General features: G+C 69.0%; 25 protein-coding genes. 9 read left to right on the top strand and 16 right to left on the bottom strand.

Annotated elements, in window-relative coordinates; all coding sequences use genetic code 11:
• Nucleotides 1-303: 303 nt before the first annotated feature.
• The 12 genes from LGQ04_RS16925 to LGQ04_RS16980 form a co-directional block, all read right to left on the bottom strand.
• Nucleotides 304-1,335: a DUF4192 domain-containing protein gene (locus tag LGQ04_RS16925; RefSeq protein WP_229245148.1), complete on the bottom strand. Its 1,032-nt coding sequence runs from the start codon at nucleotides 1,333-1,335 to the stop codon at nucleotides 304-306.
• A gap of 453 nt (nucleotides 1,336-1,788) precedes the next feature.
• Nucleotides 1,789-1,950 carry a hypothetical protein gene (locus tag LGQ04_RS16930; RefSeq protein ID WP_229245149.1) on the bottom strand — a complete coding sequence of 54 codons (162 nt, stop codon included), beginning with the start codon at nucleotides 1,948-1,950 and terminating at the stop codon, nucleotides 1,789-1,791.
• A gap of 25 nt (nucleotides 1,951-1,975) precedes the next feature.
• Nucleotides 1,976-2,197, bottom strand: a complete 222-nt coding sequence (locus LGQ04_RS16935; protein ID WP_229245150.1) for a ParB family protein — start codon at nucleotides 2,195-2,197, stop codon at nucleotides 1,976-1,978.
• A gap of 254 nt (nucleotides 2,198-2,451) precedes the next feature.
• The gene (locus tag LGQ04_RS16940; protein WP_229245151.1) at nucleotides 2,452-3,339 is read right to left on the bottom strand and encodes a ParA family protein; all 888 of its coding nucleotides are present in this window, start codon (nucleotides 3,337-3,339) and stop codon (nucleotides 2,452-2,454) included.
• Between the two features lie 158 nt (nucleotides 3,340-3,497).
• Entirely contained in the window at nucleotides 3,498-5,111 is a 1,614-nt protein-coding gene (locus tag LGQ04_RS16945) for a bifunctional DNA primase/polymerase (RefSeq protein WP_229245152.1), read from the bottom strand.
• Nucleotides 5,112-5,497: 386 nt separating this feature from the next.
• A complete protein-coding gene (locus LGQ04_RS16950; RefSeq protein ID WP_143314469.1) occupies nucleotides 5,498-5,788 on the bottom strand; it encodes a hypothetical protein in 291 nt (96 codons plus the stop codon).
• 58 nt (nucleotides 5,789-5,846) lie between these two features.
• On the bottom strand, nucleotides 5,847-6,164 hold the full coding sequence (locus LGQ04_RS16955) for an ArsR/SmtB family transcription factor (RefSeq protein WP_229245153.1): 318 nt from the start codon (nucleotides 6,162-6,164) through the stop codon (nucleotides 5,847-5,849).
• 179 nt (nucleotides 6,165-6,343) lie between these two features.
• Nucleotides 6,344-6,649, bottom strand: a complete 306-nt coding sequence (locus LGQ04_RS16960; RefSeq protein ID WP_229245154.1) for an ArsR/SmtB family transcription factor — start codon at nucleotides 6,647-6,649, stop codon at nucleotides 6,344-6,346.
• A 46-nt stretch (nucleotides 6,650-6,695) separates the two neighbouring features.
• Entirely contained in the window at nucleotides 6,696-7,964 is a 1,269-nt protein-coding gene (locus tag LGQ04_RS16965) for a MinD/ParA family ATP-binding protein (protein ID WP_229245155.1), read from the bottom strand.
• Between the two features lie 104 nt (nucleotides 7,965-8,068).
• Nucleotides 8,069-9,502 carry a hypothetical protein gene (locus LGQ04_RS16970; RefSeq protein WP_229245156.1) on the bottom strand — a complete coding sequence of 478 codons (1,434 nt, stop codon included), beginning with the start codon at nucleotides 9,500-9,502 and terminating at the stop codon, nucleotides 8,069-8,071.
• Between the two features lie 25 nt (nucleotides 9,503-9,527).
• The gene (locus LGQ04_RS16975; protein ID WP_229245157.1) at nucleotides 9,528-10,604 is read right to left on the bottom strand and encodes a M15 family metallopeptidase; all 1,077 of its coding nucleotides are present in this window, start codon (nucleotides 10,602-10,604) and stop codon (nucleotides 9,528-9,530) included.
• Nucleotides 10,605-10,633: 29 nt separating this feature from the next.
• Nucleotides 10,634-11,083: a hypothetical protein gene (locus LGQ04_RS16980; RefSeq protein WP_229245158.1), complete on the bottom strand. Its 450-nt coding sequence runs from the start codon at nucleotides 11,081-11,083 to the stop codon at nucleotides 10,634-10,636.
• A 155-nt stretch (nucleotides 11,084-11,238) separates the two neighbouring features.
• Here LGQ04_RS16980 and LGQ04_RS16985 point away from each other — a divergent pair, with 155 nt between their 5' ends.
• The 9 genes from LGQ04_RS16985 to LGQ04_RS17025 are packed head-to-tail and all read left to right on the top strand — an operon-like array spanning nucleotide 11,239 to nucleotide 20,771.
• Nucleotides 11,239-11,907 carry a DUF6668 family protein gene (locus LGQ04_RS16985; protein ID WP_229245159.1) on the top strand — a complete coding sequence of 223 codons (669 nt, stop codon included), beginning with the start codon at nucleotides 11,239-11,241 and terminating at the stop codon, nucleotides 11,905-11,907.
• On the top strand, nucleotides 11,904-12,173 hold the full coding sequence (locus LGQ04_RS16990; protein ID WP_229245160.1) for a hypothetical protein: 270 nt from the start codon (nucleotides 11,904-11,906) through the stop codon (nucleotides 12,171-12,173). Before LGQ04_RS16985 ends, LGQ04_RS16990 begins: the two co-directional genes overlap by 4 nt.
• Before the next feature lie 12 nt (nucleotides 12,174-12,185).
• The gene (locus LGQ04_RS16995; RefSeq protein WP_229245161.1) at nucleotides 12,186-12,911 is read left to right on the top strand and encodes a DUF8175 domain-containg protein; all 726 of its coding nucleotides are present in this window, start codon (nucleotides 12,186-12,188) and stop codon (nucleotides 12,909-12,911) included.
• Nucleotides 12,904-14,322, top strand: a complete 1,419-nt coding sequence (locus LGQ04_RS17000; protein ID WP_229245162.1) for a hypothetical protein — start codon at nucleotides 12,904-12,906, stop codon at nucleotides 14,320-14,322. The genes LGQ04_RS16995 and LGQ04_RS17000 overlap by 8 nt, the downstream gene beginning before the upstream one ends.
• Nucleotides 14,319-15,830 (top strand): SCO6880 family protein, encoded by a 1,512-nt coding sequence (locus LGQ04_RS17005; protein ID WP_229245163.1) that lies wholly within the window; start codon nucleotides 14,319-14,321, stop codon nucleotides 15,828-15,830. The genes LGQ04_RS17000 and LGQ04_RS17005 overlap by 4 nt, the downstream gene beginning before the upstream one ends.
• The gene (locus LGQ04_RS17010) at nucleotides 15,830-17,485 is read left to right on the top strand and encodes a putative type IV secretion/conjugal transfer ATPase (protein WP_229245164.1); all 1,656 of its coding nucleotides are present in this window, start codon (nucleotides 15,830-15,832) and stop codon (nucleotides 17,483-17,485) included. The genes LGQ04_RS17005 and LGQ04_RS17010 overlap by 1 nt, the downstream gene beginning before the upstream one ends.
• The gene (locus LGQ04_RS17015; protein ID WP_229245165.1) at nucleotides 17,485-19,236 is read left to right on the top strand and encodes a type IV secretory system conjugative DNA transfer family protein; all 1,752 of its coding nucleotides are present in this window, start codon (nucleotides 17,485-17,487) and stop codon (nucleotides 19,234-19,236) included. Before LGQ04_RS17010 ends, LGQ04_RS17015 begins: the two co-directional genes overlap by 1 nt.
• Nucleotides 19,233-19,640, top strand: coding sequence for a DUF4913 domain-containing protein (locus LGQ04_RS17020; protein WP_229245166.1), 408 nt, complete (start codon nucleotides 19,233-19,235; stop codon nucleotides 19,638-19,640). Before LGQ04_RS17015 ends, LGQ04_RS17020 begins: the two co-directional genes overlap by 4 nt.
• 30 nt (nucleotides 19,641-19,670) lie before the next feature.
• On the top strand, nucleotides 19,671-20,771 hold the full coding sequence (locus tag LGQ04_RS17025; protein WP_229245167.1) for a hypothetical protein: 1,101 nt from the start codon (nucleotides 19,671-19,673) through the stop codon (nucleotides 20,769-20,771).
• Nucleotides 20,772-20,859: 88 nt separating this feature from the next.
• Here the strand turns inward: LGQ04_RS17025 and LGQ04_RS17950 are convergent, their stop codons facing one another.
• The 4 genes from LGQ04_RS17950 to LGQ04_RS17040 form a co-directional block, all read right to left on the bottom strand.
• Nucleotides 20,860-21,561, bottom strand: a complete 702-nt coding sequence (locus LGQ04_RS17950) for an ABC transporter ATP-binding protein (RefSeq protein ID WP_372470128.1) — start codon at nucleotides 21,559-21,561, stop codon at nucleotides 20,860-20,862.
• Nucleotides 21,558-22,643 (bottom strand): hypothetical protein, encoded by a 1,086-nt coding sequence (locus tag LGQ04_RS17030; RefSeq protein WP_229245168.1) that lies wholly within the window; start codon nucleotides 22,641-22,643, stop codon nucleotides 21,558-21,560. The genes LGQ04_RS17950 and LGQ04_RS17030 overlap by 4 nt, the downstream gene beginning before the upstream one ends.
• Before the next feature lie 2 nt (nucleotides 22,644-22,645).
• On the bottom strand, nucleotides 22,646-23,611 hold the full coding sequence (locus LGQ04_RS17035) for a hypothetical protein (RefSeq protein ID WP_229245169.1): 966 nt from the start codon (nucleotides 23,609-23,611) through the stop codon (nucleotides 22,646-22,648).
• 86 nt (nucleotides 23,612-23,697) lie between these two features.
• Nucleotides 23,698-24,084 carry a hypothetical protein gene (locus tag LGQ04_RS17040; protein ID WP_229245170.1) on the bottom strand — a complete coding sequence of 129 codons (387 nt, stop codon included), beginning with the start codon at nucleotides 24,082-24,084 and terminating at the stop codon, nucleotides 23,698-23,700.
• Nucleotides 24,085-24,198: the final 114 nt, after the last annotated feature.

Raw genomic sequence — 24,198 nt, forward strand, 5'->3', positions numbered from 1 at the left:
AACCGCGGCCGCGCAGCGGCCACGACTCGGGTCCCGGCCGAAGGCCGGGAAAGCACCAACCCGGCGAGCTCGACCACCACAGCCAGCCCCACCACTCCCCCACCGGCCACCGGCCGGGACCACCTGCACACCGAGGACTCGTTGGCGGCGTCGTCGTCGACGCCGGCCCCACGCTGGAGGCGGGGGTTCGGGGGGCGGCAGCTCCCCGGTGCCCGTGCCGGCCCTCGATGGGCCGGTACGGGCAGCACCACGTGCGACGGCGCGCGGCCCGCGGGGCTCCCCCACGGGCCGTGCGCCGGGCGGTCAGTGCGCGTCGCGCTCGCGCGCGACCCAGGCGGGGGGCATCCCGACTTGGATGGCGGTGTTGAGCAGGAGCGCGAGCCGGTAGGACTCGTCGCTGCGCAGCGCGCGGGCGAATGCGTCGCCCGCGGCCGGGCTCTGCCCGTGCCACCAGGCGACCAGGCCCCAGAGGGTCCAGGCGGGGGCGCTGGTGGGCACGTGGGCGACGATCTGGGCGAGGAGGTCGGCGGCCGCGTCGGCGGCGTGGCCCGGGCGCTCGCCCACCTTCGGGTCGACGATCGCCGCCACCGCCCGCCCGGTTGCCTCGTCGGGCGCGTTTCCGGCGGCGGTCTCGGTCACGGTGTCGGGGCCGATCCCGGGGACCATGGACAGCAGGGCGGCGTCGCGCACCTTGGTGTGCGTGAGCATTTGCGCCAGTTCGCCGTAGACCCCGGGGCCTCCGACCAGGCCCGTGAGCGCGAGCCGCCACGTGGCGAGCGCGTGCGTGGTCTGCTCGTCGGCACTCTTCGCCGCGTGCTTCTCGGCGGCCCGACGGGCCGTGGCCTGCGCCTCGGGCTGGGCCTCGGCGGGCAGCAGCCCGGCGCGGTCGCGGACCGGAGCGATGCCGAGGGCGACCATCTCGGCGGCGAGCACGCTCGACGTGACGTCCGACAGGGGACGGACGACGGCGGCCGAGGCGTGCATGTCGACGTACCCGGCGGCGCTCACCTGGACGGCGTCCTGGACGTCGATGGCCTGCCCGTGGAGCGCTTCGGTCATGCTGGCGAGCACGCGGTCGGCCCCCTGCCGGTCGTCGGTGTAGAGGGCGACCACCGCCGACGCGGCGCGGTCGTTCGCGATGTGCACCGCGAGCATGTCGGCCGTCTCGGGCGTCACGTCGGACAGGTCGGCGCGGGCGACCAGCCCGACCTGTCCCGTGGTCGACCGGCGCCCGACGACGACCAGGCTCTCGGTCGGCGCGTAGCCGATGCGGGCGGGGATGTAGGCGAGCAAGTCGGCGACGGAGCGCGCACGGATCTGGGGCTGCTGAGCCACGTAGGGCTCCTTCCTGCGCAGGTGGTGGGTGGCCGGTGGTCCCGACCGTTTTTCGCCCCCTCCTGGCGTCGTAATCACCACCCGCGCGGGGCCCCCGGGCCGCAACCCGCGGTCCGGACCGACGGCGGGGCCGGTTTGCGCGGACACGCCTTTCGTCCGCGCGGGCCGGTTTCGACGGCGGGCCGGCGCCGAAGGCGAGCGGGTTTCGGCACGGGGTGCGCGGGTGATGATGGAGAGCCAGGAGGGGAAGAAAACCGCGCGCAGCGCGGCAACCGCGGCCGCGCAGCGGCCACGACTCAGGTCCCGGCCACCGGCCGGGAGCACCACCCACCCCGGCGAGCTCGACCACCACAGCCAGCCCCACCACTCCCCCACCGGCCACCGGCCGGGTCTGGGAACGACACCGCCCCGGTGTCCCTCATCCGAGGATCACCGAGGCGGTGGGAAGAGTTGCTAGAGCTGGTCGGGAGCCGCGGCGTTCGGCCAGATCAGGTCTGCCACCACGGGCCCGCTCGGCCCATCTCCCAGGATCCTGAGCAGACTCCCTTCGACGTCCGCACGCGCCGGAGGCATCGTCACGGTGAACGTGTGGGGGTGTGTGAGGTCGATGGTCATGCGCTGCTCCTTCGATCGGTGGCGGTCAGGACCCGATGGGCCGGCCCCTGCGGAACCCTCCTCGGTTCGCGGGGAACGGCTCGCCGTCGTTCAGCTCGTCCTCGAGGCGGGCTAGCTCGCGCTCGAGCGCGGTGTTGAGCAGCGCGGTCATGGAGACGTGGCCGCCCTCGAGGCCGGCGGTGCGCAGGACGGCTGTCTCGGCACGGCGGATCAGGGCCTCTTGGAATCGGAAGGTCCGGGAGATCATGGCTGTGCCCACGGTGGCCGGCACCGGAGGTTCAGGCTCGGTCGAGCGCGGGCGCTGCGCCGGGGAGCGCCGCCGCGGCACGGCCGCGGGCGGAGCCTCAGTCCGCGTGCCTGGCTGCTCCGACGGTGCCGTCGGAGCTGCGGGGTCGGCTGTCGGCTGGACGACTGGCGCGGGCACCGCAGGTGTCGCGATCGGCTCGACGCGGGGCGTCAGGGAGATCGGGCTGGTTCCGCTGGGCCGCTTGCGCTCAACCATCAGGCGATCCTCTCGGCGTACGCTGGCAGAATCCGGTCGATGATGCGCTGGGCGACCTCGTCGAAGATGCGGACTGTGGTGCGTCCGCGCTCATCGTTCCAGGCGGTGAGCGAGACGCCGGCGGCGTCGGCCTCTGCGAACCTCGTCCACTCGGGCACGTACGGCGGCGTGAGTTCCACTTCCACGTCGCCGGGGATGATCTTCGCGGTGCGCAGGTTCCACACGAGGTCGCCAAAGCGCTCACGCAGCCCTTCGATCTGGAAATCTCCCTCAGCGGTCTGGCGGCGCCGTGTCACGAGGACTCCGCCGACGCGGAGCTTGGGGTTGGCGAGGTCGACGGCGTGCTGCGTTACGAAGTCGCTGACCCGGATCGCCGCTTCGACGGAGTCGTAGCCTGTGTCGGAGGGGATGACTACGACGTCAGCGGCGCTCATCGACATCTGCACCAGGTGGCCAAGGTCCGGGCGGGAGTCGATAAGTACGACGTCGTAGTCCTCTGTCCAGCCCGTGAGTGCCTTGCGCAGGCGGCGGAACGCGCCGACGGTGCCGGCTTCGGCTTCGCGGTTGATGAGGTCGAAACGGGCCGGAATCACGTCGATGTGCTTGGCCTCTGCCGTCGCTTCGCCGGCGGCGTTCTTCCAGCCGCACTCGACGACCGCACCTTCACCGGCGCCCTCGGCGTTCGCGGCGATGGCCTCGGACACGCTCGGGATGGGATTGGCGGGGTCCCAGTCGATCCCGAGGCGTCGGGTGGCGTTCGCCTGCGGGTCCATGTCGACGACCAGGACGTCGAGCCCCTGACGTGCGAGACCGGCTGCGGTCTGGACCGTGCATCCGGTCTTCTGGACTCCACCCTTGTTGTTGGCGAAGAGGATCGTGACGGGCATCTCTGGCACCTCCTGCTGCAATGCAAGCATTGCAATACTTGCTTTCGTTGCTGGACACGCCGTGGCGCGGCAACCAGCATAGCAAATAATGTAATGCTTTCAATCCTTGTAAGACTTGCATTACTTGCAAGTCTTACAAGCCTTGCTGCCAACCATGCCTATGACGCGAGGCCGTCGACCAACGTCCACTCACTCGCCTGCGCATCGTCCGGTGGCCACCACCAGGACTCGACCGGGTCTGCAGGTTCCGCGGCTTCGTGTCGCGTGAGGTACGCACGCCATGCGCCGCGCTGCGCGGCGTAGAGGCGCAGCTGGTCCGCGACGCCCTCGAGGGCCCCGAGCTGCTCGGCCACGCGGAGCAGCGCGTCGGAGCGGGGGAGAAGCGCTCCCGCCGTCCGCTCGAGGAGTCCCCACCCGCTGAGCAGGTCGACGGCTTCGTGAACCGCGCGGCGGGAGATCCCGGTGACGTCCACCAACTGGGTGATCGTCTCTGCGCGGCTGTTCTCGACGGCCTCGAACACTAGCGCGGCTACATGCCCTAGCTCCCGGAACACGGGTCTCAGCGCGTGCACTTGCCCGCGTTCCCACCGCAGGTGCGTGGCGCGGTCAACCAGGTCCGACGGGAGCGTGAGGGCGTAGAGATCAGCGTGCTCGCCCCGACCTTGCTCGAGCCGGTCGATCCAGCCGGCCTTCCCGAGTTCGTGGAGCAGGACGGAGACGGTTGAGTGGTCCATCCCCGTCGCGATGGCCAGAGAGCGGGTGCCGAACGAGACGTACCGGCTCCCGGTCTTGTGCGCTGCTTCTCCGAGAGCTCGTAGGAGGAATCGAGCGCCGTACCACTTACGGCCAGGGAACCGGTGTTGCTCTGTAGTGCGAAGGCAGGCTCGCCAGGTCCTAACGAAGGCGTGCTCGTCGCCGAGGTCTGCGGTGCCCCCCTGTGACTCTTGGGCGCTTGTGTTGGATCTATGCACAGTGTGATTCCCGGCCGTCGTGGGCGGGGGGGTGTGCTGGGTGACGTGGCGCTGGGCGTTGTGCCAGTCGCGGGCGAGGGCGCCGTGGCGCTGGGTGGGCGAGTAGCGGGCGTAGAGCGCTGCCAGGCCGGGCCAGCGTCCGTCGGTGAGGCGGGCGGCGACGTCGGCAAGGCGCCAGCCTGCGGCGGCCGCGCCGGCGATGACGGCCTGTCGTGCCTCGGACGGTGAGGGGTAGCGGCCGGTGTCGTAGACGCCGTCGCGGGCGATGCGCGTCAGACGCGCCGAAAGAGCCCGCCCGCGGACGGTCGAGCTGTGCGGGTCCGTAGCGGGCTCAGAGGCATGGAGAGGGGCCTGTGCGGCCCGCAGCGCGTCGATCTGGGCGCGGTAGGCGTCCTGGAGCGCGCCGACCGCTGCGGCGGCGCTGGGCCGGTGCAGGACGTCGACGGCGATGTTGAGGCTCATCGTGAGCGCCTGGTGGCCGCCCGTTGCGTGGGCGGCGCCGGGGACGCGGATGCAACCGGTGCGCAGCGACTGGTGCGGTCCGGGGTCCATCGTGGGGTAGGCGGTCGCGATCGCCTCAACGAGCTCGCGGGCGCTGGTGTAGTCCAGGCGCTCGGCCAGCGGGACATAGACGTGGCGGCCGCCGTTGGGGGAGACGTCGGTGATCACCCGAGCGCCGACCGACTCGAGCTCGCGCACGAGCCGTGTCGCATCGGCGAGGACGCGCGCTGCGCCACCCCGTGAGGAGTCGAGGTCGAAGCACAGGGCACGGCAGGTGCCGTCGTCGCCGTACACGCGCACGGCTGCCGGCGTCGAGGGCAGGGCGGCGGTCAGGGGACGCTCGTCGCGGTCGCGGTACTGGACCCCGCCGGCGCGTCGTGATCCGAGCCGGACCCGCGGAGCGCCTGCGAGCAGGGGAGCGCAGGCGGCCCACTCTGCCGTGGCTACGTCGGGGGACGCACTGGACGTTCGTTCAGAATCGGGCGCGTGCAGCTCGACGCCGCTCGGTGTGTCGCCCCCGAATTCGTGTGCGAGGGCCCGATGGGTGCTTATGATGGTCTCCAGACAGCGACGCACCTGAGGGTGCGTCAATCGGGGCCCATCACCTCCGCGCCGCCAAGCTTGAGGGTGATGAGCTTCTGATCGTGGCCCGCCCCTTCGGGGGCGGGCCGCTCTGCGTTATGGGGTTATGCGCTCTTGCGAGGAGCAGCCTCCCGTCGGTTGGCGATCACCAGTTCGAATCCGTCCTGCTGCGTGGCCGACGACGGCCACCACTCGGGGACTCCGTTGTCGTCGAGCTCGCTCCGCGCGTGCTTCGCCAGCTCCTCGAGCACGAGGGCGAGCGAGACTCCGGTGGCGTCCGCGATCTCGTCGAACGTGGCCTTCGCGTCCTTGTCGATCTCAGCGAACAGCGACCGGCGCGTGTGAGCGTCGAGGGACCCGCGGGCCCGTCGTGTCCTCGCTGCCTTCGTAGCCATGTCTAGAAACCTAGCCATAGGCATATGGCGACTGTGGGAGGACACGCCGCGCGTGTCGTCAGCGGCCGGCGATGTAGTCCGCGAACGCGGTGCCGATTTTCTCGACCTCGCGCTGGTTGGCGCGCCATTGCACGCGACGGCCTTGGCGCCGTTCCGGCGGCACGTCGCCGTGGACGAGCTCTTGCGCCTCAAGCACGCGCAGGTGTCTCTGGACGGCCTGCCGGGTCGCTCCGAGTAGGTCCGCGAGCTCTGGGATTGTGAGCGTGTCATGGAGAGCCAGGGCGCGCAGCACCTCGGCGCGCGCCCTGTTGCCGATGAGCTCAATGGCGACCTCGACCTCCCTAGGCATCCCCGGGGGCTTCGTCAGTCGCGGCATGACTTCATCCTGCCGGATGAGCGCGTGACGCCCTGCCCCCTCCTGCTAACAATCTATCGTTGTATGTTGCGTACTCTGATGCTTGCCAAGTGAACAGCGCGATTCTCGGTGAGTCTCGGGGCCGAGAACAGGCCCGGGCGCGTTGTGTGCGCCCGGGCCCGGGGGAGTGTGAGCCGGCGTCAGCCGAGCAGCACTCGTTCGAACTTCTTGAGGAGCTGACGGACGCGCTTCTCGTCGAGCTGGTAGCGGACGTACCGACCGTGCCGCTCGTGCTGGGGGAGGTCTCCCTGGATCACTCCTGCGGTCTCGAGCTCGCGCAGGTGCTTCCCGAGACTGCCGGTGGCTATGCCGGTGCCCTTCTGGATGGCACCGAAGTAGTTCTCGGCGGGCTTCTGACGCAGGTGTCGGATCACGGCGATCCTGTCATCGCTGCGGGCGATCTGTCCGAGCGAGTCGAGGTCGTCGTCCGGGGACTTGTAGGGCAACTGAGATCTCGTTCTGTGAGGGCTGACGTGTGGACTTGCGCGGCGGTCAGAGACCGCGGGCTACCGCTGCCCCCGCGGATAGCCAAGCACGTCTTGTCTCGGGCCGCAGCGCTCCGTATCGGAGCGTGCCCTCCTGCATGGCCGGGTCGAACGGGATGGCCACGGCTTCTCGGGCGATCCACCGGTCATCTGCTGCGAGCTTGGAGGCTTCGTCGAGGGTGCCGCCCTTCTTCTCCTGGCTGACCACGACGACGGCGTTGCGTGCGAGGGCGGCACTGCGCTCGTCGCGCTCTTCGAGGGTGTCGAGCAGGAGTCGGCCAGCCTCGGCTCGGTCGGCCTGGGTGGTCGTCGCGACCACCAGCTGGTCGGCGTTCTCGACCGCGCGCAGCCACAGTTCGTCCGACTCGTCGTTGCCCGTGTCGATGAAGATGAGCCGGTAGTACTTGCGCAGGACGGAGTGGAGCGCGTCGAACTGGTCGGCGCCGAGCCGCTGGTCCTTGGCAAGGATGAGCGGCTGGGAGCGCAGAACGTCGTAGCGGTCGCGCGTCTGGTGATGTACATAGTGAGCGAGGTCAGCGCTCTGGGCCGAGGTCCCGAGCAGCCGGTCGACGGCCGGCAGCAGGTCCAGGAACGTGGCCTCGTGTGGGCCCTGTTCGGTCCTCCACCCCAGCGTCCCTCTCGTCTGGTTGTTGTCCATCGCGGCGACGCCGGCACCACCGAAGAGCGCGAACACGGCGGACAGGCAGATGGTCGTGGGGGTCTTGTTCGCCCCGCCCTTGCCGTTGACGATCACGATGGTGCGCGGGCCGGGCCAGTGCTGGGAGACGTGCCGGGCGTCCTCGCGTTGAGCTCGCTCGGCCTCGTTGGGCGCCATGCGGATCCCGACGCGGGCGAGGAGCCCGCGCAGCCCTTCCTGTGCCGGCTCTTCGATCTGCTCATGGGTGAGGAACGACTCACGCCGCTCGCGCCGCGTGGCGGGAGCGCCGTCGTGAGCGGCCGCTGCGCGCGGCGTGTCGGAGTACGGCGGGGGAGTCGGGCCGTCAGTTCGGGCGTCCTGGTGAGGCGCCGTCGCGAGGGCGGGGAGCGCAGCAGGCCTCTCGTCGGCGAGCTCCGGCCCGGCGGCGGTCGGGACCGCGGTCTCGGGTTCCGCCTCGGGCGCGGCCGCCGTGGGTGCGAGACCGGCGTCCTCGTCGAGGGTGATGACCTCGACTCGGCCGTCGGGGGTGACGCGCAGGTGGCGCATCTGCGCGCCGGTCTCAGCCTGGACGGTGAGCGACTCGCCAGAGCTGGCCGAGTGCTCGACGAGCACGCTCACGGCCTGAGCCTGCACTTCGCTCGGTGATCCCGGATCGAGGTCGACGATGCGGTCAGGCATTCGGACCTGGCCGCCCGTGCCGTCAGGGCGGACGAGAACGGTGATCATGGGTTCGTCCTTTCAGTTGTGCGGGGAAGTGCGTACAGCAGGGTTTGGTCGACCTTCTCGGCGACGAAGTAGGCGAAGTCGTCGGTGACGGCGAAGGGGAGGGCTGGCGCCCCGCTGTCGCCGTAGACACGAACCGTGCCCGTGCCCGTGCCCGTGCCCGTGCCCGTGCCCGTGGCGATCGCAGCGCGACGGTCGGCGGACCCGTAGACGGTCCGCCCATGGACGGCGGTCGGCGTGATGTCCTTGAGCTGGGCGACGTGCGGCGTGTCCGAGTAGTCGACGAGCACAGTGCCGAGCGTCATGGAGTCGCCCGTGGGGTCGTGCAGAGGTTCGGCGTCCGCGCGGATAGCGCCTGTGGCGATGTCGCTCGAGGCTCGGATCGTCCCGTTCGTGAGGTCGATCAGCGCCGCCACGGCGCTGTCGTCGCCGGTGGACCAGGTGACGAAGAGCTGGGTGTCGGTCGCGGCGGAGACGGCGAGGGGCTTCCCGCTGGCTCCCGCGGGCCGGGGAAGTTCGTGCTCCTGAGGCTCGTTGTCGGCCGTGACCAGCCACCACGTGTCAGGTCCGACGGCGATGACGCCCTCACCTGTCGCGAGGACGGGCCGGGAGCCGACGGGGATGTCCCGTCGGGTCAGGCCGTCGCCGTCGAAGAGGGCGACGGTCTGGTTCTCGAGCGTGACGAGTGGCACCGACCCCAGGTAGGTGACCTTGCCGCGCGCGGTCAGATCGAGGGTGACCGGGGACCCGTCCCACTCATCTGCTCCCATGTCGAGCGGCCACAAGGTCAGCTCCTCTCCCGAGGAAGCGGCCAGGACCGGCCGGCCCTGCACCTGAGCCGCATGCACGTCGGCACGAGCCTTGGATCCCGTCCAGGTCGTTGCCGCGGTCGCGCCGTCGACGATGCGCAGCCGGCCGTCCGGATCGGTCAGGACTACGCGCCCGTCGGCCAGGAGGATGGGCGTGGACCGTGCGGCGACCGGAAGCGCCCACGTGGCCTTCTGCGCGAACCCGGGGGGAGCGAGGACCGGAAGGTTGGCGCCCGCACCTGGCAGTGGGGCAGGCGTGGAGCGTTCGGTAGTGGCTGGCGGTGCTGGATCCTCTCCGCCGGCGAGCGCGACGCCTACGGCGGTCAGGCTCAGAACGGCCAGGACGCTCGTCCCGACCGCGGCCAGGAGGAGCGGTCGACGGCGGGGCGCAGCGCGCTCTGGTGGGGGAGTCGTGTCGATCGCCTCACCGTCGGCCGTGACGATCATCTGGAAGGTGCCGTCGGGGGTTGTGGCTCGGGCGCGCACCGCGTTCAGGTGGTGGGCGCGGACGTACTCGGCGACCGCCTGGACGCCGACGGTCGTCGCGCTCTGGCCGTCCGCGACCTCCACGGGTGCACCGTCGACGAAGAGCTCACCGCTGGTCGAGAGGCGGAGGTTGACCACCGGGAACGGCGGTACAGACTGCGGATCAAGCGTCATCTCGAACTCCCCAGAACTCCCAGTGCCACGGCTCGGGCAGGTCCCCTCCCTCGTCGGCCCAGACCGGCAAGATCCAGCCGTAGGCAGGGGCGTTGTTCTTCATCCAGACGTGCTGCGGTGTGCCGAACCGGTTGATGCCGCCACCGAGGTCGACTGCGAGGGCCCAACCGTGGAACGAAGTACCGGGCGTGGCTGCCATCCCGCCCTTCTGGTCCTTGAGGATGACCTGGGTGTCGTAGTCCCGGTACGCGTCGGTGATGGCGATGTCCCTGCCGAACTGCGCGCGGTAGGCGTTGTTCAGCGCGATCAGCGCGTCGGCGGCGTCGGCGCGCAGGCGGTGACCAGGGGCCCACGGCAGCGGCTTGATCTGGCTGTCCGGGATGCGCCCGTTCTGGTGACCGCCCCAGGGGCCCGGCTCCGCCCACCCAACCGGGATCGCGCCGCTTCCCGCGCTGGTGTCGACGGCGCACCTGGGAGCTGATCCCGTACCGCTCGGATCTACGACGATGCCGGCAAGTGCGCCGACGATGATGTTGGCCGTCTCCCAGTGCGGCTCGTAGTGCCACGGGTTGGCATTGCGCTGCACGTGGTGGATGGCGATGGTCGGCTCGAGGTCCGTCCACCCGTCGACCTTCGCCAGCGCGCGGAAGAAGAGCTTTGCGCTCGTCGAGGGGTCCATGACCTCCTCCTTCGTGCCCCACCCCAGGCACCACTGCTGCTGGAAGAGGCCGAGCGAGCACGTGGGGGTGCCATCCGGGTTGGTGACGCCGTGGATGTCGTCTCCGTAGTCGACATTGATCAGCGTCGACTCCCCGAGTGCCGCCTGGACGCCGATGATCTGGGCCTTGACCGGCAACCCTTCCTCGGTGGCGGCGTTCATGATGAACGCGGCGTTGCGGATCTGCTCCGCGCGCGTCTCTGGGTCGCTGGAGAGACCGGGGCTCGGCACGTCGGGCAGCTGCTCGGTGTCGACGCTGACGGCGTCAGTGACGACCCCGGTGGCGCCGCCGACACAGCCGCCACCGCCGAGGATGACCACCAGAAGGATCGGGAGGAACAGCGCCACCGCGGCGACGCCTCCTGCGACGCGCCCCATCAGGAGTCACCGGGCGGGGTGAGCCGGTCGACGAGCCATGGGGCGCCCACCGACTGGCGCACCAGCTCCACCCGGTACTGCCCCACGTCGGTGCCGACGAGCACGGAGGCCGAGGTCCCGTCCGGTGCGGCACTGAGCGTTCCGTTGTCGGTCACGGACGCGGCCGGGATCGCGGCCGGGTCAGTGAACTCGAACGCCTGCCGCGCCCCTGGCGTCAGGTGCGGCGCGAACGCGCGCCACCAGTCCTCGTACGACCGCTCGCGAGCGACGAAGTCGGACAGCGCGTCGACGGCCGCAGATCGGGCCCCTGCATCATCGCCCGGGACGAGGGTGTCGGGGGCGGACTCTCCGGGAGCGGGCGTCGGCAGCGTCGACGTCGGCGGCAGCCCTCCGGCGGTCGTCGGCGGCGACGCGCTCGGCGACGTGGCGCAGGCTCCGAGCCCAGCCACGCATGCCGCCACGACCACCACCCCCGCAAGTCGCTGGTAGTGCTGCATCCGCTCCCCCTGTCGCGTCCATCTGAACCTGATATGAGAAAATACTAGCAGACATCCTTACGATTGTGCGATAATCTAAGTCAATCATCGTTAGAAGGAGTGAGGGAGTGATTCGACGCAAGCGGGAGCCGGCGGTGCCGGCCCCACAGAACCCCTTCGTGGCAGCGGCCGCGCCTCCGCCGGCGGCCGTGCAGGAGGAGGCCGCCGGGGACCCGTTGTGGGACGACGCGCTGAGCCTGACCGGCCCTGCCCGACCTCAGTCCGCCCCCGATGTGGATGTCAGCGACGAGCGACCGTGGCCGGTCGTCGAGACGGGCGATCGCCCGGCGCTCTGCGTCATGGGCCTGCACGGCGGCGCCGGAGCGAGCACCGTGACGGCCCTGCTGGGGCCCGACGCGCTCGACGTCGGGCAGCACTGGCCGGTCGCGTCCGGCTGGGAGCGTCCTCTCCCCAGGCTGAACGTCGTGGCAGTCGCGCGGACCCATCGCGCCGGCCTCGCAGCGGCGGACCGGTTCGCAAAGCTCTGGGCCGCCGACACACTTCCCGCGTCACGGCTAGTGGGTCTCGTCTTGGTCGACGACGGACCCCGCCTCACCGCGGCGCAGCGCTCAGCCGCGCGCAGGCTCGGGCGGATGACCCCACACGGCTGGCACCTGCCGTGGATGGAGGCGTGGCGCGTTGAGGAAGCGCGCCTGTCCTCAAGCCCCCTGCGAGTTCGGCAGGTCATCAAGAACGTCCGCGCGCTCGCGCGGGAAACCGAAAGGGATGAAGCATGAACCGGATCTACGCGCTGGCCACCAGCGTTCTTCCGAACCCGACCCCGGAAGCGCCCCCCGGCGTCGACGGCATCTCGACGCTCCTCAACTGGCTGGCGTGGGGAGTGATCATCCTGGGCCTCGCAGGCTTCCTCGCGTCCGCGGGCTACCTGGCGTTCGCCGCGTTCACCGGCCGTGAGATCCAGGGGTTCAAGGGCCTGGCGATCAGCATCTTGGTCTGCATCCTCGCGTCGGCGGCCGGCACGATCCTGCTGACCTTCGTCTAGGAGCTGCTGATCATGAGCGACGAGAAGGAGACGTCGAACCCGTTCAACGCCTGGTGGTGGGTCTCGGGCGGGTTCTTGCTGCTGATCGTCGTCCTCGTGGCCGTGGTGGTCGCGACGTCGTCGGGATCGGAACCCGATCCCGACCCGTCGCAGAGCGTCACGGCGACGCCCTCGCCCTCGTCTACAACGGGGGCTGAGCTGGACGAGGACGACACCTGCATTCCTGGCGGTGCGAACCAGGACATCCCCGTGTCTGGACCCGAGGCTCAGTGGGAGGCGGTGGGGTACTTCATGGTTCCCACGTCCCCCGAGCACGGGCCGGTGGACGGGCCCGAGCCGCTGTGGCCGTGCTTCGCGCACTCACCGACGGGCGCCCTGTTCGCTGCTGCAAGCTTCTTCGCGGGGCTCGGAGAGCCCGACTACGAAGAGTTCAGCGCCGTCGCCGCGGTGGACAACCCCGCCTTGCCCGCCTGGCTGGCTACCCAGGACCCCTCGGACCGGACGCAAACGCCCGGGCGGGTGGCACAGATCGCTGGCTTCCAGTTCCAGCAGGTCGAGCCTGACGCCGCGATCGTGAGCCTGGGCTTCCGCCAGGAAGACATCGAGGCCGAGGTCCGGGTCTCGCTGGTCTGGGACGACGCGATCGACAACTGGAGAGGCGACCTCGCGACGAGCCAGCTCACGCCGTCGATCGTCGATCTGACGACGTTCACACCGTGGGGGGCGACCGATGGCTGAGGAGTGCTCGAGCTGGCACGACTTCTCCTGCCATCTCGGGAACATCGGCAGCAGCGTCGCGGAGTCCGCAGCGGCAGACTTCGTCATGAGCCTTGGCGAGGGCACCGTCGCGGTGCTCGGGTGGCTCAACACATTCTGGATCAACATGCCGGGCGTCGACGTGGCCTCCGGGCCGGTGACCGTGATCCAGGGGCACCTGTCGTGGTACACCTTCGCGTTCGCGCTCGTGGGGATCCTCGTTGCGCTCGCTCGGATGGCGACGACCCACGACTTCCGCAGTGGGGCAGGCGCGGTCAAGATGGTGGTGCGCCTGATCATCACCTCCGCCGCCCTCACCGCGGGGTTCACGGCCCTGATGGCCGCCGGTGACGCGTTCGCACCGTGGATCGTGGACAAGGTCACCGGTGAACCGATGACCTTGAACGGGTTCCTGTCGGTCGAGATGCTGTTGGCCGGCGGCGTCGGCCCGGGTCTGATCCTCGGGCTCCTGGCCTTCTTCGGCAGCTTGGCGAACGTGGCGTTCATGATCGTCCGCAACGCGCTCGTGCTGGTCCTCTTCGCCTTCCTGCCCACGTTGGCCGCGGCGTCGGGCACCGAGTCGGGGGAGCAGGCCTTTCGCAAGGCCATCGGATGGATGACGGCGTTCGTGCTGTTCAAGCCGGTCGCGGGCTGCATCTACGCCCTTGGGATCAAGATGCTGAAGAACCCGCCTCAGATCCCAGGTCTGGACCCGATCGCCAACGCGATCTATGCCTCGTGCATCGCCGTGGTGGTGCTCCTCGCGGCAGCGCTCGCGCTGCCGGCACTCGTGAAGTTCATCTCTCCGGTTGCCGCCAACGGTATGTCGGGAGTGTTCTCCGGCAGCGGCGCTGCGGCGGGCGCGGTTGCGGCAGGCGCCGCAGTCGTCGCGATCGGCGCGACGGGCGGCGCGGCCGCGCCTGCCGTCGCAGGTGGAGGAACCGCGGCCGCCGGGGGCGGCGCAGCAGCAACCGGCAGCGCAGCGTCCGCAGGCGCAGGCGCGGGTGCAGGCGCGGGTGCAGGCGCAAGCGGAGGCGGGTCCGCGTCCGGTGGTGCGGCCGGCGGGGGTACCTCTGGCGGACCGACCGGTGGCGGCTCTGGCTCGGGCCCGTCGGGTGCGGGACCGACCGGTGGCGGGTCCGGCACGAACCCGACGGGGTCGGAGAGCGGCGGTCCGACCGGAGCGAGCGCCGGAGCCAGCACAACGTCGACGGGCGCGGGAACGTCCTCGACACAGGGCGGGTCGTCCGCGACGAGAGACAGCATGACCAGCGCGGGCAGCACGAGCGGTCCGTCGAGGGCGCAGGTAGGTGCCCAGGTGCTCGGTGATCTGGCGAGCGCCAGCGCTCACGGACCGAGCGCGTTCGATGACACGACAGGGGAGCAGCGATGAGCAACACGACGGTAGTTCCTGGCGCCTACGGCAACCTCACCGAGCCCAGGCGTACCGGCATCTTCGGTCTGCCCATGGGCGTGATGCTCCTGGGCATCCCCTTCGTTCTCGTGGTCATTCTCATGATCGCCCGGGGGCTGTTCTTCGCGGCGGCAGGCGTCGTGGCGGTCGGGATCGTGGCGGTGGTGCTGCTGGTCGGGTTCAAGAAGCAGGGCCGGACGTTCTACGCCCGACGGGCGCTGGCGCGCGCTCACCGGGCGAAGGTCCGCCGTGGTGAGAGCCTGTACGTCGCCGGCCCGGCGGGCAAGGTCCGCGACGGCTCGTTCACGCTCCCCGGCCTCATGGCGCCGAGCTCGCTGAGCGAGCACCAGGACGCGTTCGGCAACCGCTTCGGCCTGATCCGCCTACGTGCCGCGCGGCACTACACCGTCGTCCTCGAGGCCTACCCCGACGGCGACGCTCTGGTGGACCAGAGCACCATCGACTCCCAGGTAGCGCACTGGGGTGCGTGGCTCGCGCAGCTGGGCGTCGACGAGGGAATCGTCGGAGCCAGCGTGACCGTGGAGACCGCACCGGACTCCGGTGTCCGTCTGACGAGGATGGTGCGCGGGAACATCGACGAGGAGACCGCCCACCCGTTCGCGGTGAACGTCGCCACCGAGCTCGTGGGGGAGCTCGCGACCGGCTCGCCCACGATCGTGACGCGCCTGGCCCTGACGTTCTCGGGGACGAACATCGAGGGGAAGTCCGGCGACCGCGGCCTGACGGCGATGGCCGAAGAGATCGGGAACCGCCTGCCGGTGCTGCTGTCGTCCCTGTGGGAGACCGGGGCCGGGACCTCGGTACGCGCCTGCACCGCGCAGGACATCATCGACTTCACCCGCACCGCGTACGACCCCACCGTGGCCGCTCAGATCGAACAGGCCCGGGCCGACGGGGGGACGGGCTTGTCGTGGGCGGAAGCCGGACCGACGTGGCACGACGACGGCGCGCTCGAGGTGTACTACCACGACCGAGCCGTGTCGAAGTCGTGGCAGATGTACCGCGGCCCGAACGGGATGTTCTTCTCCAACTCGCTGCGTCGGCTCGTCGAGCCAACGCCGGGTGTCCTTCGCAAGCGGGTGACGATCCTGTACCGGCCGATCCCGGCCGGTGAGGCGACCGACGTCGTCGAGTCCGACATCAACAACGCGACGTTCGGCGCGTCGTCGAAGCAGCGCGCCACGGCCCGTCAGCAGCAGAGGTTGGCCTACGCCAAGAAGGCCGCGCAGGAGGAGGCCGCGGGAGCTGGGCTCGTGAGGTTCGGGCTGATCGTCACCGTGACGTGCGCTCGATCGGACGACCTGCCGCGCCTGGAGAAGATGATCCCCTCCCTGGGCAACCAGGCGCGGCTGCGCCTGCGCCCCGCGCTCGGCAACCAGGCCGTCGCCTTCCAGGCGGGTCTGCCCCTCGGTCTCGTCCTGCCCGAGCACTCGATCATCCCGAGCCAGCTGAGGGAGTACCTGTGATGACGACGAAGAAGCAGGCCATCGACCAGCCGGTCCAGCTGACGCTGAGCCGCCGCGAGCAGCGACAGCTGGCTACCCGCGCAGCCCGCTCGCTCAAGCGCGATCGTTCTCCGCGCCGCGGTCCGCTCAGCCGGTTCCTTGCCGCGGCGGCCGCCGGGCGCGCGGCCGCGGGGGAGCGCGCAGGGCGTCGCGGGTGGGCCGGCCCCGGGGCCGGGCGTGAGCGGTACATCGAGCCGGCCCCAGAGTGGCAGGGCACCACGGTCCAGGTCTGCGGCCTGTGGCCGTTCATCGCAGGGTCCGGCAACCCGGTGCGCGGCGTGCCGCTGGGCCCGAACCTCCTGAACGGCTCGACGGTCTGCGCGGACCCGATTCACTGGTTCCTGGCGAACCTCGTACTCAACCCGTCGTGCTTCGTGCTCGGCCGGCCGGGGCTGGGCAAGTCCTCGCTCATCCGTCGCATGGTGACGGTCCTGCAGTCGTGGGGCATCGTCCCGATGGTCCTGTCGGACACCAAGCCCGACTACGTGGACCTGATCCGCGCGCTGGACGGTCAGGTCATCGCGCTCGGGCCGGGCGTCGGGTCGATCAACCCGCTCGACCTCGGGCCGGTCGTGCGCGAGCTCGAGCAGATTCCCGACGACCAGCAGCGGCGCAAGGCCCTGGAGGAGATGCGGGCACGACGCCGCACGACGGTGCTCGGTCTGCTCGACCTGGTCCGCGGGTCGCGTCTTCGCGACTACGAGCAGTCGCTGGTGTCCGAGGGGCTCCGGATCCTCGACGAGGAGCACCAAGGCGTGCCGGTCGTCGACGACCTCACGAACTTGGTGCGCGCTCACCACCCTCGCCTCGTGCGGGTGGCGAGCGGGCGCGGCGACCTCAACCACTATGACGAGCGCGTGCAGGATCTCCTGGACGCGCTGCTCGCGCTGGGGCAGTCGGGACCGTTCGGAGACGTCTTCGCGACCCCGACCTCGGAGTACATCCAGCTCGGACGTCCGATGGTCTACGACCTGTCCGGGATCGACGACGCGGACCTCCAGCTGCAGGCCGCTGTCCAGTCCGTGTGCTGGTCGGTGGGCTCCGCCATGGTCTCGGCGGACAAGCACCTGGCGGCCGCCGGCCTCCGGCCGCAGCGGCACTACTTCCTGGTCATGGACGAGCTGTGGCGGATGCTGCGGGCCAGTGACTCGATGGTCTACTTCCTGGACGCCCTGACCCGGCTCAACCGCAACCGGGCCATCGGGCAGGCCATGATCACGCACACCATGAACGACCTCAAGCTCGCCAGCGCGCACCTGACCGACATCGCGTGGGGCTTCGTCGAGCGGTCCGCGATGGTGTTCCTCGGCGGGCTCGCCGAGAAGGAGATGGGCAACCTCGCCGAGGTGTTCGCACTCTCGGCGCGCGAGCGGTCGATGATCACGGACTGGTCGACCGAGGGGAGCGTCAACCCCGAGACCTCGCAGGCTGCTGCACCTCCCGGGCGCGGGAAGTTCCTGCTCAAGACCGGGAAGAAGGCCGGCGTCCCGTTCATCATGCGCATGGTCGCCGCCGAGCTCGACGTGAACAACACCAACCGCGCGTGGGAAGCGGCCATGGAGCGCGCGATGCGCGCTGGGGTCCTGCTCGACGAGGACGAGGAGGTGCGTGTCTGATGGCACGTCAGCGCAACCGCCGCTCCGAACCCGGCGGCAGCGAGACCGGCTACCTGCTCCTGCTCATGGTGCTCGCGGCGCTCGTCGTCGCGGGCGCCGCAGTCTGGGCAGGGGCGCAGCTGAACCCTGCCGTCGAGCGCGGCTCGAACCCGTTCCTCGTCATCGCACAGGCCGTGACGGGACAAGTGCCGTTCACCACCGCCCAGGGCGTCGTGACCTTCGGCGCCCTCGGGCTCTTGGTCGTCGTCGGTGGACTCGTCGGGGTGGCGGCCGTGCGCAACGCGCGGGCTCGGTCGCGGGTGGACGACAAGGCGCGCTACCTGGCCAGCGGCAGCGACGTCGACGAGCTCACCGAGAAGGCGGTCGCCAAAGGCAGCCGCCGGCTCGGTGCCGACGGGGCTGGCGTCGGCGTCACCCTCGGGACACACCTCCCCTCCCGCCGCCGCCTCTATGCCTCGTGGGAGTGGGTGCAGATCTGGCTCATGGGGCCGCGCGCCGGCAAGACCTCGTGCGTGTGCATCCCGCAGGTTCTGGAGACCCTGGGGCCCGTCGTCACGACGTCGAACAAGCCCGACATCGTCGACGCAACCCGCGGCCCGCGCAGCGAGCTCGGGGTCACGTGGGTGCACGACGTCCAGGGCATCATCGGCGAACCGGCGTCGTGGTGGTGGAACCCGCTGTCATTCGTCGAGGACCTCGAGACGGCGGAGAAGCTGGCCGACGTCTTCATCTCCTCGGCGACGTCGGCCGGGGCGAAGCAGGATGCCTACTTCGAGTCGGCGGGCAAGGAGCTCCTGTCGCGACTCTTCCTGGCGGCCGCACTCGCCGGTCGGCCGATCACCGCAGTCTTCGACTGGGCCAACGATCCCGACGCGACCCGCGGTGACAACCCCGCGACCCTGCTCAAGGAGCATGGGGAGCGATCCCAGGCCGTGGCGTTGGAGAAGACGCAGAAGCTCACCGAGAAGCAGCGCGACGGCGTCTACGGCACGGTGCGGCCCTGGATCGGTGTGCTCGGAAACCAGAAGATCGCCGAGTGGGTCACCGACCCGAGCCGACGCCGGCCGCACTTCGACCCGGCATCGTTCCTGGCGTCCTCCGACACCGTCTACCTGGTCTCCAAGGAGGGTGGCGGGTCAGCGCGCGCGATCACCGCGGCGCTGACCATGGCGATCCTCACGGCCGCAGAGAAGGCGGGATCGCGCTCCCGTGGAGGCCGGCTCACGCCTCCGCTCACCGCGGTTCTCGACGAGGTCGCCAACGTGTGCCGCTGGCGAGAGCTGCCCGACGTGTACTCCCACTACGGCTCACGCGGGATCGTCGTGAGCGCGTTCTTCCAGTCCTGGTCCCAGGGTGTCGAAGCCTTCGGGGAGACCGGCATGCAGAAGCTCTGGAGCGCGGCGAACGTTCGCGCCGTCGGGTCCGGGCTCTCGGAGGACAAGTTCTTGCCCTTCGTCTCCAACCTCGTCGGGGATCACGACGTGCTCAAGCGCTCGACGTCGCAGCACAAGGGCGGCCGCACGGTCTCGACGTCGGTCCAGCGGCAACGGACCTTCGACGTGTCGGACCTGACCGCCCTCCCGCGCGGTCGGGCCGTCCTCATGGCCTCGGGCACCCCGGCCGCGCTGCTGCGTCTCGACCACTTCAGCGCTCGGCCGTACGCCGACAAGGTCAGCGCGAGCTTCGCGCACTACGAGAAGGCTCGCGCCCAGACGGGCGCGACCGAGCGAGAGAGGACCGGGGTGGCATGAGCGAGTTCGACGACGAGGTCACGGTGGATCTGGACGACGAGGCCGCGGCGCCGACGACGTTCTACCCGAACGTCGCGGAGTGGGTGCAGGAGTGGCTGCTCCCGCACTACAAGCGCAACCCGAAGGCGTTCCGGTGGGACCCGCGCTGGTGGGAGTACACCGAAGTCGTGGCCCGGCTGGAAGCGCTGTGGCAGTCGTGGGAGTTCTTGCGCAACGAAGGCATGACCGGCATGACCGTGTTCTTCCGGGACTACTTCGGCCCCGAGATGCGCGAGCTCACGGCCCCGGACGGGCCGTTCTGGCGGGTGAGCGCCGTCGAGGACCGCCAGCTGCCCGAAAGGTGGGCGAGCGAGACCCCGCCGGCAGGGCTCTTCCGGTCGGCCGACCATCCAGCCGAACAGTGACCGAGGAACCGACAGGGGAGAGGGATGACGATGAGCAACGAGGACGAGATCGGTCAGGAACTCGACCGCTTCGTGCGGTCCACGCTCATGGCCGTGGGCCAAATTCGGGAGCGCGCGGCGCGGCAGCAGGCCGACCGGTCGATGACCGAGCAGCGCGAGCTCTCGCGCGTCGCGAGCGAGTCGCGCGAGCAGACGTCGCTGGTCTACGACCGTGTGCGCCGCCCGGACTTCTGGGACCGCGCGACGGCGACACAGGTCGCCGAGGTCGAGGCGTACACGGCTTCCGTGGCGCCGCATGACGCCCGCGGCCGCGAGGCACACCTGGTCATCGGTGAGCAGCTGGTCGGCCGCTACGGCGTCGATCTTGACGCCATCCACCGTGCCCACCCGCAAGACCCTGACGCGCGCCGTGCGGCTCTGGACGGAGCCGTGGACCAGGCGCAGGCGCAGAACGTCTACCGCCAATCCACGACCGGGAAGTTCTGGAAGGAAGAGTCTCGCAACGAGCTCGCGGACGTCGTTACGTACGCCGCGGCTCGGACCGAACGCGACGAGGGCGCTCGACGCACCCTGGACGAAGCGCAGAAGGGCCTCGAGGGCCGGTTCGGCATCGACCTCACCCGGGTCCGATCCGCCCACCCCGACAGCGAGGCGGACCGACGGAACGCCCTGCTGCACGCGATCGACGACGCGGAGGCAGCGCGCCGGCACGACGAAGAAGCCCGCGAAGACCTGCGCGAGGCCGACAACCTCGAGGACCGGGCAGAGGAGAAACGAGGGCAGGACGACCCCAGGCCCGCGGCCGACGAAGTACGGGCGGAGGACGCTCACGCCGACGCGCGCGAGCACCTGGCCGAGCACGACCGGCTGCACGACTCGGCGGAGCACGAGGCAGGGCGCGCCGCGACCCGCTCCCCGCAGGACGCGACGGTGCCGGCGTACGCGCGAACAACAGAACCCGAACTAGGGCAGGTCCCCGCCGCGGCGGCGGCCGCACGACGCGAGTCGTCCCCGAGCTTCCCCCGCTCCGCGAACGCGACACTGCGCGAGTCCAGCCGCCGCAACTCACCTCGAGCGCGCACGCGGCGCTCAAGCCAGACGCTCGAGCGGCCCCACGAACTTGCACGCTGACCCTCCACAACAGAGCCGCCCTCCGCATCGCGGGGGGCGGCTCTGTCGTCGAGGGCTATAGGTCCAACGCGGGGGGGACGCTCCGACGTTACGCAAAATTGTGCACGACCACTTTTCCCGCATCCATGTGCACAACGCGATCACATCTCTGAGCGACTCGTTCATCGTGTGTGGCGATAATCAATGACGCACCGCGCGCCCGAGCTCCGAGCATCAGATCAAGGACCTGCGCCCCAGTGGAGGCATCAAGTGCTGCAGTTGGCTCGTCAGCAAGGACCAGTTTAGGGCCATTTATCAGTGCCCTCGCGATCGCGACGCGTTGCTTTTCGCCCCCTGACAATGACGACGCGCGGCTGAATGTCGCCCAACCTAAACCGACCGCTTCCAGAGCTGATTGGACCCTTTGAGAGCGTTCTCGCCGTCCACCCTTGGGCGACGCGTACTCCAGGGGAATGGCTACGTTCTCATGAACACTCACATGTGGGATGATCGCAAAGTCCTGCTGAACGTATCCGAAGAACGCGTTTCTCAACCGCGCGCGATCCCGTTCCGCAGTCGGCGCAGCCTCACCTCCGATAAGGACGTCCCCAGCCGTCGGAACCGAGACCAAGCCAAGCAGCCTCAAGAGTGTCGACTTGCCACAGCCCGATGGGCCCATGAGTGCGACGGCTTCGCCTTGGGCGATAGTGATCGAGGCGCCCGACAGCGCGGCAACATGGGCCCTTCCGTCTGGATACCTCTTCGTGACGGATCGGGCCTCCACCAGACAAGGAGACTCATTTGTCATCATCGACGCTCCAACTCCATCCTTGCCTGCATCCGCCACACCAATGCCCAAAGGCCAGCCCCGAGCATCGAGACAGCTAGGACCATCCAGGCGGCACCCGAACTGATTGGTGGACCCAAGAGCGACAGCGCGAGCAGCGGTACAGTTGCTGGAACCACGACGGCTGCAAACACAAATCCCCCAATTCTTGACGCGCTGTTCCACACGCTGGCTCCATAGGTGCGCCGAATGATGAAGGTGGCCAGTTCGTCGCGAACGGTCAGAAATGCGGAGGATATAAATGCAGCAACGACGATACCTAGGAACGCGACTAGGCCGAGCACATACATTCCGGACATGACCATCATGGCGGCCAGACGCTGCGGCTGGTCGATCGCGACATTATGCGGGACTAGTTGCAGCCCATTTCGTGCGGCACTTGCAACGAAACTGTCCGCGCTGGACGCGTCGCTCGTGAGGATAACCGCCCGAATCAAAGCTTCCTCTAATTCGTAGGGGTCAAGGTGCCCGATAGAATCCGGTGGCAGGTTTAGGACGATTGAGTCATCCAAAGGCACGGATCCCAAGTTTGCGTCGAAGAACGATGCGCCGGGCGCCAGACGGTCACGCATCTCAATTTGGCTTCCTGCAAACTCGAACTCGTTGGGAATCGACGACAGGTCGACGCCTCTTCCTGCCGACGCGCAAGGAGCTGGGGCGCACTGATCAACGTCCGGAAGCAATTTGCTGATCATGCTACCGAAGGTGACGATCACCGGAACGCCATCGAGGAATCCGGGATCGTTCACCTGCACGTTGTGCACGATCGCAGTGTAGGCGTCCTCGGATTCGATCATTTCGGACAAGGACTCGACTGTTGCAGGGGCAGGGGCGGTGACGTCATCGCTCGTGTAAAACGGCGTGAAAACAACCGCGCCGCGCGCGCGGAGTTCTGAACCTGCGCGCAGGGCGGAGAACTGGATCAGTACATCTGCGAGGAGAATAGCCATGACGGCGCAAGCGACAGAAATCATGGCGGAGAGCCCGAGGAGCCGTGGCCATCGCCGGATTGCCATTCCAATCCCGCCCGCGAAATCATCAGCCATGCTCAGTCCTCCCTTCCGCGAATCGCTATCGCTCCTGCGCCGAAGCGCAGCACCGCACTAAGCAATAGGCCGCCCGCTGCGCCCAGGCCGACTGCTAGGAGGTCATTTTCGGTAATCGGCTCACGGCCAATGCTGACGACGATTCCCAACGTGACGACGGAACCAAGCGCGACTCCTATGCACTGCCAAACGATGCCCCTTGCCCACGAGCTAGTCACCAAGCCCAACCTCCTGGCGCCGTGCCGCATGCGAATAGTGTACTCACGCCGAAGTTGGGCGAAGGTCAGCACCCAGTGCATCCCGGTAGCGATTGCAGCCAGAACCAGAAGAAGCGACGTCGCATTGACCAGTGGGTCCTCAAGGAGATCACGGACTAGCGGCATTGCGCGCGATTCACGTAGTTCCAGTCCACTTTCCTGAAGCAGAAGCACGGCCTCGCGGAGTAGGTCTGGATCGGCGGTACTGATGACGTAGTCTCCTGGGGGAGGGTTCGGACCTATGGAGTCGACAACGAACTGAAGGCTGCCGATACCCCCCGGTGGATCGATGACCCCTGCGATAGCCGCATCGTCTGCGACGAATGGTACCTGTCCCCCGCGCAGCCAGAGATCGGCGGAATATGTTCCCGCAAACAGATACGTGGCCGCGTTGTCGCCGTCTTGCTCTGGAAGCCAGCCTAGTCGCGAGCCAGGGTCCTCGGCCTGGAGTCCAGGTGGACCATCGCCGACGGACGCCGTGACTAACGTTAGACCTTCTCTCGCCAAGAACGCACGGAGTTCATTCGGAGAGTGGTCGGCCGTGGCGCGCGCCGTGAGTTCCGGAGATGCGGCAAGCTCTAGGGCCGTCGTCTCTCCTTTCAAAGCAAAGGTAACGTCCGCATAGTCCGCGAGCTTCCACGTAACGGCCCAAGCCGCAAACGACGCCAAGATGCCAAAGAGTGCAGATACTATGACTAGTCTGGTGCGCACGTTAGTGTCCCGCCGTTTGTTTCATCAAGCACGCCATCGCCTGGTCACACGATACTCGTGTGACCAGGCGATGGTTATAGAACGAGTCAGAACCAGAAGAAGCCGTAGTTGAACTTCGTTGTGTACTGGTCCCCCCAGAGTGGCGAGTCCCAGACCGCCGTCGTACGGGAGCGGAAAATCGTCTCGGAAGGCGATGCAGCGGTCGGAGTGTAGAGACGACCGGTGTCAAGTGCTGGTCCGGCGGCCCGGGTGAACCGGATATACGCCTGCTTTGCATGCCGCCCGGAATCGTTGTGAGCGGCTTTGATTCGAATGAGGCCGTTCCAGCGGGTGCCGGCATCGGACTGGAAAGATTTGTAGCAGTTGACCGCGCCGCCATCGCAGTGTCCGATCGCGGAGGTCGGAGCTGCAAAGACTCCGACTGCGACCGCAATTGAGATGAAGATGGCCAGAACTCGGGCCTTCGGTTTCATAGATCCCCCCGGGTCGATGATGGTCTAGTCGGCGACGTTGCCGACAGCGACGATCGAACCACGCCGGTGGTACGGGCGCAAGACTCCCAGACCTCCTCACATGCCGGCATGGCG

It is taken from the genome of Cellulosimicrobium marinum (genome assembly GCF_020551945.1).
In the GTDB taxonomy this organism is placed as follows: domain Bacteria; phylum Actinomycetota; class Actinomycetes; order Actinomycetales; family Cellulomonadaceae; genus Cellulosimicrobium; species Cellulosimicrobium marinum.

Coding starts and splice junctions, on each gene's coding strand:
- LGQ04_RS16940 (WP_229245151.1), bottom strand. CDS start 3,339: ATGCCCGTCACGATCCTCTTCGCCAACAACAAGGGTGGAGTCCAGAAG.
- LGQ04_RS17950 (WP_372470128.1), bottom strand. CDS start 21,561: ATGATGACAAATGAGTCTCCTTGTCTGGTGGAGGCCCGATCCGTCACG.
- LGQ04_RS17015 (WP_229245165.1), top strand. CDS start 17,485: ATGGCACGTCAGCGCAACCGCCGCTCCGAACCCGGCGGCAGCGAGACC.
- LGQ04_RS17040 (WP_229245170.1), bottom strand. CDS start 24,084: ATGAAACCGAAGGCCCGAGTTCTGGCCATCTTCATCTCAATTGCGGTC.
- LGQ04_RS17030 (WP_229245168.1), bottom strand. CDS start 22,643: ATGGCTGATGATTTCGCGGGCGGGATTGGAATGGCAATCCGGCGATGG.
- LGQ04_RS16935 (WP_229245150.1), bottom strand. CDS start 2,197: ATGATCTCCCGGACCTTCCGATTCCAAGAGGCCCTGATCCGCCGTGCC.
- LGQ04_RS16990 (WP_229245160.1), top strand. CDS start 11,904: ATGAACCGGATCTACGCGCTGGCCACCAGCGTTCTTCCGAACCCGACC.
- LGQ04_RS16955 (WP_229245153.1), bottom strand. CDS start 6,164: ATGCCGCGACTGACGAAGCCCCCGGGGATGCCTAGGGAGGTCGAGGTC.
- LGQ04_RS16995 (WP_229245161.1), top strand. CDS start 12,186: ATGAGCGACGAGAAGGAGACGTCGAACCCGTTCAACGCCTGGTGGTGG.
- LGQ04_RS17025 (WP_229245167.1), top strand. CDS start 19,671: ATGAGCAACGAGGACGAGATCGGTCAGGAACTCGACCGCTTCGTGCGG.
- LGQ04_RS17005 (WP_229245163.1), top strand. CDS start 14,319: ATGAGCAACACGACGGTAGTTCCTGGCGCCTACGGCAACCTCACCGAG.
- LGQ04_RS17000 (WP_229245162.1), top strand. CDS start 12,904: ATGGCTGAGGAGTGCTCGAGCTGGCACGACTTCTCCTGCCATCTCGGG.
- LGQ04_RS16950 (WP_143314469.1), bottom strand. CDS start 5,788: ATGGCTACGAAGGCAGCGAGGACACGACGGGCCCGCGGGTCCCTCGAC.
- LGQ04_RS17010 (WP_229245164.1), top strand. CDS start 15,830: ATGACGACGAAGAAGCAGGCCATCGACCAGCCGGTCCAGCTGACGCTG.
- LGQ04_RS16930 (WP_229245149.1), bottom strand. CDS start 1,950: ATGACCATCGACCTCACACACCCCCACACGTTCACCGTGACGATGCCT.
- LGQ04_RS17020 (WP_229245166.1), top strand. CDS start 19,233: ATGAGCGAGTTCGACGACGAGGTCACGGTGGATCTGGACGACGAGGCC.